The organism is Dactylosporangium siamense (assembly GCF_016862795.1).
In the GTDB taxonomy this organism is placed as follows: domain Bacteria; phylum Actinomycetota; class Actinomycetes; order Mycobacteriales; family Micromonosporaceae; genus Dactylosporangium; species Dactylosporangium siamense.
Genome location: NZ_BONQ01000161.1, coordinates 17,018 through 30,639, shown reverse-complemented (window position 1 = coordinate 30,639; position 13,622 = coordinate 17,018). Strand labels below are relative to the sequence as shown.

14 protein-coding genes are annotated in these 13,622 nt (G+C 73.2%); 11 read left to right on the top strand and 3 right to left on the bottom strand.

Annotated features, from left to right (window positions below):
- The first annotated feature begins 70 nt into the window (after positions 1 to 70).
- Both Dsi01nite_RS48920 and Dsi01nite_RS48915 read left to right on the top strand, forming a co-directional pair.
- Complete coding sequence (locus Dsi01nite_RS48920; protein ID WP_203853348.1) at positions 71 to 253, top strand: hypothetical protein; 183 nt, start codon at positions 71 to 73, stop codon at positions 251 to 253.
- A complete protein-coding gene (locus Dsi01nite_RS48915; RefSeq protein WP_203853347.1) occupies positions 250 to 759 on the top strand; it encodes a hypothetical protein in 510 nt (169 codons plus the stop codon). Before Dsi01nite_RS48920 ends, Dsi01nite_RS48915 begins: the two co-directional genes overlap by 4 nt.
- A 46-nt stretch (positions 760 to 805) precedes the next feature.
- On the opposite strand, the gene Dsi01nite_RS48910 is transcribed toward Dsi01nite_RS48915, so the two are convergent.
- Entirely contained in the window at positions 806 to 1,024 is a 219-nt protein-coding gene (locus Dsi01nite_RS48910; protein WP_203853346.1) for a DUF397 domain-containing protein, read from the bottom strand.
- A gap of 84 nt (positions 1,025 to 1,108) precedes the next feature.
- Between Dsi01nite_RS48910 and nadD the strand changes: the two genes are divergently transcribed.
- The 9 genes from nadD (at position 1,109) to Dsi01nite_RS48865 (ending at position 11,164) form a co-directional block, all read left to right on the top strand.
- Positions 1,109 to 1,702: a nicotinate-nucleotide adenylyltransferase gene (gene nadD / locus Dsi01nite_RS48905; RefSeq protein ID WP_203853345.1), complete on the top strand. Its 594-nt coding sequence runs from the start codon at positions 1,109 to 1,111 to the stop codon at positions 1,700 to 1,702.
- A gap of 80 nt (positions 1,703 to 1,782) precedes the next feature.
- Entirely contained in the window at positions 1,783 to 2,166 is a 384-nt protein-coding gene (gene rsfS / locus Dsi01nite_RS48900; protein WP_203853344.1) for a ribosome silencing factor, read from the top strand.
- A 49-nt stretch (positions 2,167 to 2,215) separates the two neighbouring features.
- Positions 2,216 to 2,815: a histidine phosphatase family protein gene (locus Dsi01nite_RS48895; RefSeq protein WP_203853343.1), complete on the top strand. Its 600-nt coding sequence runs from the start codon at positions 2,216 to 2,218 to the stop codon at positions 2,813 to 2,815.
- A 41-nt stretch (positions 2,816 to 2,856) separates the two neighbouring features.
- Positions 2,857 to 3,228: a hypothetical protein gene (locus Dsi01nite_RS48890; RefSeq protein ID WP_203853342.1), complete on the top strand. Its 372-nt coding sequence runs from the start codon at positions 2,857 to 2,859 to the stop codon at positions 3,226 to 3,228.
- A 17-nt stretch (positions 3,229 to 3,245) separates the two neighbouring features.
- A complete protein-coding gene (locus Dsi01nite_RS48885; protein ID WP_203853341.1) occupies positions 3,246 to 4,112 on the top strand; it encodes a DegV family protein in 867 nt (288 codons plus the stop codon).
- Between the two features lie 85 nt (positions 4,113 to 4,197).
- Positions 4,198 to 4,953: a ComEA family DNA-binding protein gene (locus Dsi01nite_RS48880; RefSeq protein ID WP_203853340.1), complete on the top strand. Its 756-nt coding sequence runs from the start codon at positions 4,198 to 4,200 to the stop codon at positions 4,951 to 4,953.
- Entirely contained in the window at positions 4,950 to 7,241 is a 2,292-nt protein-coding gene (locus Dsi01nite_RS48875; RefSeq protein WP_203853339.1) for a ComEC/Rec2 family competence protein, read from the top strand. Before Dsi01nite_RS48880 ends, Dsi01nite_RS48875 begins: the two co-directional genes overlap by 4 nt.
- A 36-nt stretch (positions 7,242 to 7,277) precedes the next feature.
- Positions 7,278 to 8,261, top strand: a complete 984-nt coding sequence (holA, locus tag Dsi01nite_RS48870) for a DNA polymerase III subunit delta (RefSeq protein ID WP_203853338.1) — start codon at positions 7,278 to 7,280, stop codon at positions 8,259 to 8,261.
- Positions 8,258 to 11,164 carry a hypothetical protein gene (locus Dsi01nite_RS48865; protein WP_203853337.1) on the top strand — a complete coding sequence of 969 codons (2,907 nt, stop codon included), beginning with the start codon at positions 8,258 to 8,260 and terminating at the stop codon, positions 11,162 to 11,164. Before holA ends, Dsi01nite_RS48865 begins: the two co-directional genes overlap by 4 nt.
- A gap of 868 nt (positions 11,165 to 12,032) precedes the next feature.
- Here Dsi01nite_RS48865 and rpsT read toward each other — a convergent pair.
- Positions 12,033 to 12,299, bottom strand: coding sequence for a 30S ribosomal protein S20 (gene rpsT, locus Dsi01nite_RS48860; protein ID WP_203853336.1), 267 nt, complete (start codon positions 12,297 to 12,299; stop codon positions 12,033 to 12,035).
- 125 nt (positions 12,300 to 12,424) lie between these two features.
- Positions 12,425 to 13,612: a L,D-transpeptidase gene (locus tag Dsi01nite_RS48855; RefSeq protein WP_203853335.1), complete on the bottom strand. Its 1,188-nt coding sequence runs from the start codon at positions 13,610 to 13,612 to the stop codon at positions 12,425 to 12,427.
- Positions 13,613 to 13,622 lie beyond the last annotated feature (10 nt).

The following is a 13,622-nucleotide window of genomic DNA, read 5'->3' as shown; positions in this document are numbered from 1 at the left end:
CTCTGGCCCCTCCCAAACGGCGGATCCAGGTGTTGGCTGGATGTGGAGATCCGATCGGGGAGGGCATGGCATGGACGAGATGGTGGGGGCCGGCGTCGACGTGGAGGGGGACCGGCACTGGTTGCGCCTGAGCTGCCCCGGCTGCCGGGGCTGGCTGGGGGTGCCGGGCGAGGTGCCGCCCGGGCCGGCGGCGCAGCTGGTCGCGCGGCGGATCGACGCGTTCACGCAGCGGCACCTGAGGTGCGGGCGATGACGATGCTCCGCCAATTCCGCTTGATCGTCGCCGGTCCGCTGGACGACGAGCGGGCCGACCTGTTGTTCGACCGGGCCGGCGATCTGAGCGTGGAGGCGGTGCCCGCCGAGGGGGTGGCCTGGGTGGCGTTCGACCGGGTCGCGCCGACGCTGGTCGACGCGGTGGTGTCCGGGGTGCGTGACCTGGACGCGGCGGGCGTCGGCATCGACCGGGCCGTCGACGACGACCCCCTGGTCACCCTCGAGGTGATCGCGGCGCGGATCGGGCGGCCGGTGGAGGTCGTGCGCGGATGGGCCGGGCTTCCCGTCCCGGTCCGGGAGCATCCACGGCGGCCGGTCTACCACTGGCCGGAGGTGTCGGCGTGGCTCGACCGGCACCGGTCACCCGTGTCGCCGGCCGGCGGGGCCGACGTTGCCCTGGAGGCGGTGACGCTCGCGCTGCGGCTGCGTGCGTTGGCGCCGCGGCTCGAGCGGATGCCGCCGATCCGGTCGTTGCTGTATCCGTGAGCCTTTTGTGGTGTGGCCGCCGCCTTCAGGTGGCGGCCACACCCGCTCACACGTCGAACTCGCCGTCCTTGGCGCCGGCGACGAAGGCGTCCCACTCGTCCTGGGTGAAGACGAGCACCGGACTGTGCGGGTCGGCGCCGTTGCGCAGCCCGATCAGGTCGTCGACGAACGCCACCTCGACCCGGCTGCCGTGGCTCTCGCCGGGCGCTGAGCGCCATACGGCGCGGGAGCTGTCAAAGGCACCCTTTGGGTGCGCAAACGTCATGAACCCTGAGGCTACACGTAGGGCCTCAGGGTCCGGCACCGGAGGCACCCGTCCGAGGGACGTTCTGATCATTACGATGCCAGGATGCGCGTGGGCATCATGGGTGGGACGTTCGACCCGATCCACCACGGCCACCTGGTCGCCGCGAGCGAGGTGGCCGACCGGTTCGGGCTCGACCAGGTGGTGTTCGTGCCCACCGGTGACCCGTGGCAGAAGACCGGGTCGGCGGTCAGCTCACCGGAGGACCGCTACCTGATGACGGTCATCGCGACCGCGTCGAACCCGCGGTTCATGGTCAGCCGGGTCGACGTCGACCGCGACGGCCCGACCTACACGGTCGACACGCTACGTGACCTGCGCGACATGTACGGGGCGTCGGCGGAGCTGTTCTTCATCACCGGCGCGGACGCGCTCAACAAGATCCTGTCCTGGAAGGACGCCCAGGACCTCTTCGACCTCGCGCATTTCGTCGGCGTCACCCGGCCGGGATTCGAGCTCGACGCCTCCCACCTGCCCGAGGACTCCGTCAGCCTGGTGCAGGTGCCGGCCATGGCGATCTCCTCCACCGACTGCCGGCGGCGGGTCGAGGACGGCAAGCCGGTCTGGTACCTCGTCCCCGACGGAGTGGTGCAATACATCGCTAAGAGGGGTTTGTACCGAAAAGTCGACAACATCTGAGAGGCAGACTGTCGTACGGGCGTGAGAGGCTAGAACCAGCCCGGCACAGCAGGCCGGGGCAGACCGACGAAGGGAGCCCGGTGCCCGCGACTGAGCGTGCCATCGAGCTGGCGCTCACCGCTGCGCAGGCGGCCGCCGACAAGAAGGCTGAAGACATCGTCATCCTGGACGTCGCCGACCAACTGGTCATCACCGACGCGTTCCTGGTCTCCTCGGCGCCCAACGAGCGGCAGGTCCTGTCGATCGTCGACGCCATCGAGGAGCGGCTGTCGCAGCTGCCCGAGAAGGCCAAGCCGGTGCGCCGCGAGGGCGAGCGGGGTGGACGCTGGGTCCTCCTGGACTACGTCGACATCGTCGTGCACGTCTTCCACACCGAGGAGCGCGAGTTCTACTCGCTCGACCGGCTCTGGAAGGACTGCCCGGTCATCGAGTTCGTCGACCGCGACCTGCCCGCTCCGGCGTGATCCGCACCGACGTGCGTGTGCTTCGCGGCATCGTGACCTGGGCGCCGGCGTGACGCGGCTGATGCTCTGGCGGCACGGGCAGACGGCCTGGAACGCCGGTGGGCGGGTGCAGGGACAGATCGACACGCCGCTGTCGGAGACCGGGCTGGCGCAGGCCGCCGCCGCGGCGCCGCGGCTGGCCGCCCTGGAGCCGGCCGTCCTCGTCGCCAGTGACCTGCGCCGCGCCAGCGTCACGATGGCCGCGCTCGCCGCGCTGGTCGACGTCCCGGTCACCTATGACCCGCGGCTGCGGGAGCGCAGCTTCGGCGAGTGGGAGGGCCTGACGCATCAGGAGATCCGCGCCACCTGGCCCGAGGCGTTCGAGCGCTGGCGGCGCGGAGAGCCGGTCGACGACGCCGACGTCGAGGCGATCGACGCGCTGAGCAAGCGCATGACCGACGCGCTGGAGGAGATCGTGTCCACGGCACCGCCCGGCGCGACGATCGTCGTCGCGACCCACGGCGCCGCCGCCCGGCACGCCACCTGCGCGCTGCTCGGCTGGCCGCAGTCGCTCTCCTCGACCCTCGGCGCGCTGTTCAACTGCCACTCCACCGACCTGCGGCTCGACGAGTCCCGCGGCTGGCAGCTGGCGGGCCACAACCTGCCATGAGCATCGGGAACCGGGCGTTCGGCGGTACCGTCGAAAAGGTCATGGCACTTCGCTCTTTCCTGGTCCTGGCCGTCGTCGCCACCGCGCTCGGCGGCTGTGCCGCGTCCTCCGACGAGTCGGCGGGCGCTCCGTCGGTCGCGCCGGCGTCGCCCTCGTTGCAGGCGACGCCCGCTCCTTCCCGGCCGGCGGCGGCGCCGAGCGGCACGAGCATCTCCGGTGAGGTCGTCGAAGGGGTCGAGGCCGGCTGCCTGTTGCTGCAGACCCCCGGCACGCTGTATCTGCTCATCGGTGGTGACCGGGCCGCGCTGCAGGTCGGCAAGCGGATCACCGTCGTCGGCACCCCGCAGCCCGGCCTGATGAGCACCTGCCAGCAGGGCACCCCGTTCCAGGTGGTATCGGTCCGGAGCGGCTGATCGGCTACGGTGCCGTCATGACCGGCCCACACCCCGCCGTCGCCGTAGTCACCGACTCGACCGCCTGCCTGCCGGCCGACCTGGCCGACGACCCGGTCCGGCGGCTCACCGTCGTGCCGCTCGCCGTCGTCGTCAACGGGGTCCCCGGCCTCGAGACCATCGACGTCGACTCCGCCACCGTCGCGGAGGCCCTCAACGCCCGCCGCGTCTCCGTCACCACCTCCAGACCGTCCCCTGAGGCCTTCGCCGAGGTGTACCGGCGACTGCTCGCCGCGGGCGCGCCCGCCGTCCTGTCGGTGCACCTGTCGGCGAAGCTGTCCGGCACGTACGACGCCGCCACCCTCGCCGCGGCCTCGTTTGACGGGGCCGTGTCCGTGGTCGACACCCAGTCGACCGGCATGGGCCTGGGCTTCCCCGCCCTGGCCGCCGCGGCCAGCGCGGCCGCCGGCGCCGAGCTGCCGCAGGTGCGACAGGCGGCACTGGACGCCGTCGACCGGACCTCGACGCTGTTCTACGTCGACACCCTCGAGTTCCTGCGCCGCGGTGGGCGGATCGGGGCGGCCGCGGCGCTGCTCGGCACCGCCCTGTCGGTGAAGCCGATCCTGCACACCACCGACCAGGGTGTCGTCGTGAGGGAGAAGGTCCGCACGGCGAGCCGGGCCCTCGCCCGTCTGGTCGACATGGCCGACGAGGCGGCGGGATCGTCGGTGGTGGACGTCGCCGTGCACCACCTGGCGGCGCCGGAGCGCGCGGACGCGCTGCTCACGACGTTGAAGGAGCGGCTCGGGGAGCGGTTGCGGGGGGCGTATCAGACGGAGGTCGGCGCGGTCGTCGGTGCCCACGTCGGGCCCGGGATGGTGGCCGTGGTGGTGCACCGGCCGTAGGGGTTTTCCACAAGCGCCCGGTTGTCCACAGGTTGGCGTTCGCGGGTGGGTGGGTGCCTCATGCCTGGTCTTAGCGTGACCGGGCATGAGGCGCAGCGCTGCAGACAGAGAGACCGAGCCTGCGGGGCGGCTGGCCAGAGTGGTCGGCCTGCCCCCTTCCCCTGACTCGTATCCGTGGGACGAGTCGTTTCGTGCTGATTCCGCTGGTGGCTCCGACTCGTCTGATGCGGGTCGTGAGCGGCCCTGGCTGGCGGCGGTCGACCCCGGGCGGCGGGGGGTCCGGGTCCTGGCGGTCGTCGCCGTGCTCGTGGTCTGCGTCGCGGCGTTCCTCGCCTGGCGGGCCCGGCCGCAGGTCACCCCGGCGCCGCCCACCGCCGCCGTCTCCGCCGTCCCGTCCGCGGCGCCGAGCGGCGCCGCCGCCCGGCTCGTCGTCTCGGTCAACGGCAAGGTCCACCGGCCCGGCCTGGTCGAGCTGCCGGCCGGCGCCCGGGTCGCCGACGCCATCACGGCGGCCGGAGGTGCGCTGCCCGGCACCGACCTGACCGGCCTCAACCTGGCCCGCAAGGTGGTCGACGGCGAGATGATCTCGGTCGGTGTCCCGGCGCCGCCGGGTGGCGCGCCGGCCGTCCCCGGCGGCGGTGGCGGCGGTGGGCCGGTCAACCTCAACACCGCCACGGTCACGGAGCTCCAGACGTTGCCGGGCATCGGCGAGGTCCTCGCCCAGCGCATCGTCGAATACCGCGACCGGCACGGCGGCTTCCGCGCCGTCACCGACCTGCGCCAGGTCGAAGGCATCGGCGACGCCAAGTTTCAGCAGCTCAAGGACAAGGTGACGGTGTGAGCACCGACCTGCGCCTGGCCGGGGCCGCGACCGGCTGCTGGCTGACGGCCCTGGCGTGCCTGTTCTGCCCCGCCCGCGCCGGCTGGGCGGTCGGCCTCGGCGCGCTCGTCCTCGCCGCGTGCTGGGCCCGGATTCCCGTGCGGGCACTGCGACCGACCCGGTGGGTGGTCGTCGCGGCGCTGATCGGCGTCGCCTGCGGTGCGGTCGCGACGGCCGCCCGGGTCGGTGAGCGCGACAGCGAGCCCCTCGCCGGCCTGGCCGCCGCGCACAGGACGGTGCGCCTCGGCCTGCAGATCGCCGACGACCCGCGGCTGGGCCGCCCGACGGCCGGGCGGTCACCCACGATCATCGTGCCGGCCCGGCTGACCTGGCTGCACGCACCCGACGGCACCCAGGTCGAGCTTGGCGCACGGGTGCTGATCCTCGCGAGCGACCGCGGGTGGCTGGGCCTGCTGCCCGGGCAGCGGGTCGAGACGACCGGCCGGCTGTCCCCGCCCGACGGCGGCGACCTGCGCGCCGCGATCGTCTCCGTCACCGACGCGCCCGCCCGGGTGGGCGCGGCGCCGCTGGTGCAGCGGGCGGCCGGGACGCTGCGGGCCGGCCTCCAGCGCGCCTGCCGGCCGCTGCCCGCCGAGCCGGGAGGGCTGCTGCCGGGGCTCGTCGTCGGCGACACCAGCCGGCTCGACCAGCAGCTCGCCGACGACTTCCGCGCCACCGGCCTCACACACCTCACCGCCGTCTCCGGCGCGAACCTGGCGATCGTGATCGGGCTGGTCCTGGTGCTCGCCCGATGGTGCCGGGCCACGCCGAAGGTCGCCGCGCTCGTCTGTGTGCTGGCGCTCATCGGGTTCGTGATCCTGGTCCGCCCGTCGCCGAGCGTGCTGCGGGCCGCCGCGATGGGTGGGCTCGCCCTCGTCGCGCTCGCCCTCGGCCGGCCCCGGGCCGTGCTGCCGTCGCTTGCCACCGGGGTGCTCGTCCTCGTCGTCACCGACCCCGAGCTGGCGGTCGATGCCGGGTTCGCCCTGTCCGTGCTCGCCACCGGCGGTCTGGTCCTGCTGGCGCCGCGCTGGTCCGAGGCGCTGCAGGCCCGGGGCTGGCCGGCGTTCGCGGCGGACGCCGTCTGCGTGCCCGCCGCCGCACAGGCGGCCTGCGCGCCGGTGATCGCCGCCATCTCCGGCGGCGTCAGCCTCACCACCGTGCCCGCCAACCTGCTCGCCGGCCCGGCCGTCGCACCAGCCACCGTCCTGGGCATCCTCGCCGCGGTGCTGTCGCCGCTGCTGCCGGGCGTCGCCGGGTTCACCGCCTGGGTGGCCGCGTGGCCGGCCCGATGGCTGGTCATGATCGCCCACCACGGCGCCGCCGTCCCCGACGGCGTCCTCCCGTGGCCGGGTGGCACGTTCGGCGGGCTGCTGCTCGGCGGGCTCCTCGCGGTGCTGGTCGTCGCGTTCCAGCGGCCGGTCGTGCGCCGGCTCGTCCTCGTCGGCGCCGTCGCCGGCGTGCTCGGCGCCGTCCCCGTCCGGCTGCTCGCCGGCGGCTGGCCGCCACCGGGATGGATCGTGGTGGCCTGCGACGTCGGGCAGGGCGACGCGCTCGTCGTGGCCGCCGGCGGGCACGACGCCGTGGTCGTGGACACCGGGCCGCAGGCCGACCCCGTCGACCGCTGCCTGCGGGACCTCGGCGTGCGGCGGGTGCCGCTGCTGATCATCAGCCACTTCCACGTCGACCACATCGGCGGCCTCGACGGCGTCCTGCGCCGGCGGCGCGTCGACCGGCTGCTCGCGCCACCGTTCGCCGAGCCGGCCGGCGGCCGCCGGGCCGTCCTCGACCGGGGGATCGCCACCCTCGACGCGCCGGCCGGGACGGCCCTGACCGTCGGCGCGGTCGGGTTGACCGTCCTCGGCCCGGCCCGGGCGGTGACCGGCACCCGGTCCGACGTCAACAACAACTCGCTGGTCGTGGCGGTCACCGTCGCCGGGGTCCGGCTGCTGCTCACCGGCGACGCCGAGACCGAGGAGCAGGAGAGCCTGCTCACCGCGCCCCTGCGCGCCGACGTGCTCAAGGTCGCCCACCACGGCTCCGCCTATCAGGACCCGGCGTTCCTGGACGCGGTCGCGCCGAGGATCGCGCTGGTCAGCGTCGGCGCCGGCAACGACTACGGTCATCCGAGCCCGGTTGTGCTGGCCCGCCTGGCCCGGGGCGGCGCGCGGGTCGTGCGCACCGACGAGCAGGGTGACGTCGCCGTCGTCCGCGACGCCGCCGGGCATCTCGCGGTGGTGGCCGCACGCTGAGTTCCCGGCCGGGTTTTGTCGGAGGGTCGTGACACGATGGCTCGTGTGTCTGGTTCTGGTCTGCCCCGCCTCCGCCTGGTGATCGGTGACGAGGAGCTGCTCGTCTCCCGCGCCGTCACCGACACCATCGCCGCCGCCCGCGCCGAGGACCCCGGCACCGAGGTGCATCGCCGCCCCGGTGGTGAGCTGCTCGCCGGTGAGCTCGCGGAGCTGCTGAGCCCTTCGCTGTTCGGCGGCCGGCGGGTGCTCGTCGTCGACAACGGCCAGGACGCGAAGAAGGACATCAGCGCCGCGCTGCTCGCCTATGCCGCCGACCCCGAGGACGACGTCGTGCTCGTCGTCACCCACCCCGGCGGCGCCAAGGGCAAGGCCCTCGCCGACGGGCTCAAGGCCGCCGGCGCCGACGTCGTGCCCGCCGCGAAGATCAGCAAGCACCGCGAGCGGGTCGACTTCGTGCGCAACGAGATCCGCCGCCAGGGCGGCAAGATCGGCGAGGACGCCGCCGAGGCCCTGCTCGGCGCGGTCGGCAACGACCTGCGTGAGCTGGTCGCCGCCTGCTCGCAGCTCGTCGCCGACACCGGCGGCCGGATCGATGTGGGCACCGTCGCGCAGTACTACCGCGGCCGTGCCGAGGTCTCCGGGTTCACCGTCGCCGACGCCGTCATGGTCGGCGACACGGCCGCCGCGCTGGAGGCCCTGCGGTGGGCGATGCACGTCGGCGTGGACCCCGTGCCGATCGCCGACGCCATCGCCGACGGGGTCCGGACCGTCGCCCGGGTGGCCGCCGCGGGCAAGGGCAACGCATATCAACTCGCCGGAAATTTGGGAATGCCTCCGTGGAAGGTTGAACGCGCGCAGCGCCAAGCCCGTGGCTGGACGGCCGAGGCGCTCGTTGATGCCATGCGAGTGGCGGCAGAGTGCAATGCCGCCGTCAAGGGTGGCTCGGACGACCGCGGCTATGCGCTCGAGCGGGCTGTGTTCGCAGTGGTCGCAGCGCGTGCTGGAGGAATAGGACGATGACGACGAGCAACGGGTTCGCCCCACAGGCGCCGCTGTATGTGCGTGCGCTGCGGCTTCGCCATCTGCACATCGGCGGATTCGTCAGTTTCATGCTGTTTGAGTGCATGATCGCGGCCGGCGTGCTGCTGGCACTCGCCGAGTTGGTCAGCTGGTGGGCGGTCCCCGTCCTGCCGGCGGTCGTCGCGGTCATGGTCAAGGTCAACGACATGGCCATCGGCGGTTCGAAGCGGGTCCGCGCCCAGGCGCGTTCCGCCGCCCGTGGTTCATCCGAACGGGCGTCATCCACCCGGGTGGATTCCCCCGACCACGACGACGACCCGACCTCCGCCACCCGGCGGACCACGACCGCGCTGGACCGGGCGGAGATGGCCCGAGGCTCGGGCACCTCCACCGGGACCGGTGCCGGCGCCGCGGCCCGTGCCGCCGGTGGCCGCGACTCGTCTGGGATCGGGATCTCGGTCGCCGGCTCGGGCCGTGCGGGTGTGGGCAGCGTCGCCAGGTCCGGCTTCGCGGGCGCCGCCGTCTCCGGTGGCCCCTCGGGCTCGTCCAGCGGCGCCGGGTCGTCCGGTGGGGCGGGCTCGTCCGGTGGCGTGGGTTCGTCCGGTGGTGCCGGCTTCTCCGGGGGTGCCGGCTCGTCCGGTGGTTCCGGTGACGCGGCTGCCACGGGCGGCGCCGGTGGCGGCGTGCGGCAGGCCAGCGGCACCGGGGCGGGGGCCACGCGCACCGCGACGCGGCAGGCGGCCAGCGAGCCGCCCGCGCAGCGCAAGAAGGTCGGCGTCATCCGGATCTCGGTCCCGGCCCGCGACGGCGGCCCGCGCGGCGCCAGCCGCCAGACCGAGGCCCCGCCGAGCAACGAATACGGGATCTCGCCCGCCAGCGACGTCCCACCCGCCCAGCCCACCGCGGACACCATGGGCCGCCGCGCCGTCCGCGACGGCGACACCGGCGCGCACGCGGCGTTCCCCGACGCCGAGACCGCCCCGGGCCGCGCCTACCGTGACGGTGATACGGGTTCGGGTCGGGCGTTCCGTGACGGTGACACGGGTTCGGGTCGGGCGTTCCGTGACGGTGACACGGGTTCCGGTCGGGCGTTCCGTGACGGTGACTCCGGTCAGCAGCCCGTGTTCCGTGACGGGGACACCGGGGTGCACCCGGCGTTCCGCGCGGGCGAGGCCGGTGCGCGGTCGGCGTTCCACGACGGCGGCGACGCCCACCGGTCGGACGTCTACGACGGGGACACCGGCGTCCACCCTGGGCACGGCGACGCGGACACCCGCGGGGTCCACTTCCGCGACCACGAGGCCGGCGCTGACGGCCGCCACGGCCGGACCGGCGAGCACGAGGGCTGGGACCGGCCGGCCGACGGCGGCACCTGGCCGACCCGCACCGGCTGGGACGAGTCGACCCGGTCCGCGCAGGCGGGGCAGCACTGGGACCACTCCGGCGAGATCAGCGAGGGCCGGGACCAGGCGACGGAGGCGTGGGACCGCGAGGCCCAGGCCGCAGGCGGCTGGGACCGCGACGCCCGGCCCGTGCAGGGGTGGGACCGCGACGGCCAGCCGGTGCACGGGTGGGATCAGAACGGTCAGCCGGTGCATGGCTGGGACGAAAACGGTCAGCCGGTGCACGGTTGGGACGAAAACGGCCAGCCGGTGCACGGTTGGGACCAGGACGGCCGGCCCGTGCACGGCTGGGATCAGGACGTTGCGGGTCGGCAGGGTGGTTCCGCCGGTCAGGGTGCGCAGGGCGGCGGTGGTCAGACCTGGCGCCAGGAGGACGAGGGGCAGAGCTGGGACCGTGCCATGCCCGCGGGCTGGGAGCAGGGTGCCGGGCAGGAGCCGGGCGTCGGGTACGAGCCGGGTGCCGGGCACGAGCCGGGTGCCGGTTACGTGCCGGGTGCCGGCCGGGGTGGCAACGTGCCGGACGGGCACGGCCGCAACCCCGAGGAGACCACCGACGGTCGTGGGCGGGGCATCCGCCAGAACGACGGATCGTGGAGCGGTCACCCGGCGCGGGTCGAGCACGGGCCGACCGGTGAGAGCCGGCAGGCGTGGGGCGAGGACACCGGGGCAGGCTGGGGCAACGAGACCGCTTGGGGCGGTCCGGGCGGCGCCGGCGACGGCCGGGCCAACTGGGGTGACGAGACCGTCTGGGGTGACCGCGCCGCATGGACCGGCCGCGGAAGCGGTCGCGCCGACGCGACGTCCACCGGCCAGCCGGGCGGCTACCCCGCCGCGGACGGGCAGACCGGTCAGCGCGGCTACTCCGGCGATGAGCAGACCGGCCAGCGTGGCTACTCCGGCGACGGACAGGGCGCCCAGCGTGGCTATTCCAGCGACGGGCAGAGCGCCCAGCCTGGCTACTCCGGTGGCGATGAGCAGGGCAGCCAGCGTGGCTACTCCGGTGGCGATGAGCAGACCGGTCAGCGTGGCTATTCCAGCGACGGGCAGGTCGGTCAGCGTGGGTACTCCGGCGAGGACGGACAGGCCGGGTATGGCACGGGGCACGGGCAGGCGCCGCACGGCGAGCCGGTCGACCCGTGGGCGGACTGGGACGACGAGACCGGTTGGGCTGACCAGGCGCAGTGGGGCGCAACGCCGAACCGGGGCGGTCAGACCGGCTGGGCTGCGGGGCAGGCGGCGTGGAGCGGATACGACGCCGCCGACGAACCCGACCCCAACGAGCCGACCCGCCCGGTCGACAACGGTCGCGCGGGCAACCGGGACACCAGCGGTGGCCGGCACGCACAGCGCCAGCCGGGCGGGCGGCGCAGGGCCGACGACACTGGGCACTTCTCGTCGGGGCAGCTCCAGTCGGGCCGGCACGCCGAGCGGCCGTGGCGCACCGACGAGGACCTGACCCGGCAGCGGACCGGCGGCTTCAACCAGGGCCGGTTCGCCTGAGGCGGCGGCACGGTGATCTCGGTGCCTGCGTCGAGCTCTTGGCAGGTGGGCGTGATCGCTGTGCCGACTCCGGGCGCATTCGTCGCGCTGGGGCTTGTTTGCCTGAGGGCGGCGCGGCGACCTTGGTGCCTGCGTCGAGCTTTTGGCAGGTGCGCGTGAGCGCTGTGCCGACCCGGCGTAATCGTCGCGCTGGGGCTTGTTAGCCCGAGGGGGCGGCGCGGCGACCTCGGTGCCTGCCGTCGAGCTTCCGGTAGGCGGGCGTGATCCGCAGTGCCGACCCGGGCGCATTCCTCGCGCTGTCGCTTGATCGAAGGACGGATCTGGTCACCACGACCGGATCCGCCCTTCGATCACCGCGATGGGCCGCGGCAGAGGCCGCGTGGCGAGGTTGAGGGATCGGACGGGCGGGCCTTCAGACAGACCGGTTTGGCCTTGTTGCCGCGGTCGAAGAGTGAGGTCTGGGTGCCCTGAGCGCCCCGTCACCGCCGTTCCGGGCGCTGCCGCGGTTCCGCTTAGTTCTCTTTGAGGGATTTGTCCCCGACGCGAACCCGATCACCAGGAAGATCCACTCCGGGAGCGGAGTAATCGCGCAAAGAGAATTCTCCGGACATCTGGGAGCGCTGAGTCGGCCCGGAACGCCGCGACGGAATGCCCCGACCTGACGGCCGGTGGGCATAAGCGGGCCGAGCGGGCCGAGCGGGCCGAGCGGGCCGAGCGGGCCGAGCGGGCCGAGCGGGCCGAGCGGGCGGAGTGGGCGGAGCGGTCCGGGAGCGGCTCGGAGCGTCCGGTTTCAGCAAACCCGGAAGCACAGCGAAAGCGCCGCCCGTCAGGGCGGCGCTTTCCGCGGAACGCAGTGCTGGTGGACCGCTCAGGCGGCCAGCGAGCCCAGCTTCTTGGTGATCGCCGACTTGCGGTTGGCGGCCTGGTTCTTGTGGATGACGCCCTTGCTGGCAGCCTGGTCCAGCTTGCGCGTGGCGGCACGGAGCAGCGTCGCAGCCGTCTCGTTGTCGCCGGCGGCGGTCGCCTCGTGGAACTTGCGGATCGCCGTCTTCAGCGAAGACTTGACCGACTTGTTGCGCAGGCGGCGCTTCTCGTTCTGCCGGTTGCGCTTGATCTGGGACTTGATGTTCGCCACGCGACAGACCTCGTCTTGTTAGCTCGGGTTGGAAACGTTGAGGCGCAAGCAACATGGACGCGTCACCGTGCGCGATGAATCAGGTTACCAGGTCCCCACCCGGCCAGCCAAAACGGCCGGCCGCGTCAGAGGGCGCTGCCCTTCTGGTACTCCTCCCAGGACAGCTCCCAGTCGGTCCAGCCGTCGCCGTACTTCACGCGCTCCTCGGTGCCCTTCACGATGACGGGGTCGCCGATGTGGGTCACGCCGTAGAGCCACTTCGCCAGCTCCAGGGAGATGTTGACGCAGCCGTGGGAGACGTTGCGTTTGCCCTGGTCCTTGACGGACCAGGGGGCGGCGTGGATGTACTGGCCGCTCCAGGTGATCCGCTGCGGGTACTCGACCTTGGTGCGGTAGCCGTCGGGGGAGTCGACCGGGACGCCGTAGGTGGAGGAGTCGAACCACTCCCACTCGTTCTTCACCATGACGATGAAGTTGCCGCTGTCGGAGGGGTTGCTGGGCTTGCCCAGGGAGACGGGCATCGTCTTCAGGACCGTGCCGTCCTCGGTGACGGTCATCTGCTTGGTGGCGTTGTCGACCTCCATGATGAGCTTCTTGCCCACGGTGGCGTCGACGGTGAGGTCCTTCTCGCCGTAGGACTTTCCGCCGTAGGAGACTCCGCCGACCGCGGCGCGCAGGGAGAGCTTGGTGCCGGCCTGCCAGTACTCCTTCGGGCGGTAGTGGATCTCCTTGGAGGTGTACCAGTTCCAGCTGCCCACCTGCGGCGGGTCGGAGGTCATGAAGAGGCGCTTCTCGATGCCGGCGCGCTTGTCCTTCGGGATCTCGGTGCCGAAGGACAGGATCATCATCATGCCGACGCCGACGACCTGGCCGTCGCCGATCTGGCTGCTGGTGCGGACGAGGCTGGACGGCTTCGCCATGGTGGTGAACTTCACGGTGGACTTAGCTTTGCCCGAGGTGACCGTCGCCGTGTATTCGGTGGCGTACTTCAGCTGCTTGGCGGGCATCCACTCGACGCCACCCGGAGCGGGCGAGGCGGGCGAGGCGGACGACGACGGCGGCACCACGGCGCCTTCGATGGGGGTACCAGACGCATCCTGGAGCGAAACGGAGGCGTCGGAAGATGCCGCGAAGGTGATGGACGTGGCCGTCGACACGTCCGCGGCACCGTCCGCGGGCGCGGTCACCTTGACGGTGTCCGTGGCGGCGCTGGAGCCACCTCCGGGGTCCTTCCAGGACGGGGCGGAGTCACCACAGCCGGCGAGCACCAGGGCGCTCGCCACGAACAGCAGAGTCAGTCGTCGTAGTTGCATCAGCAACCAT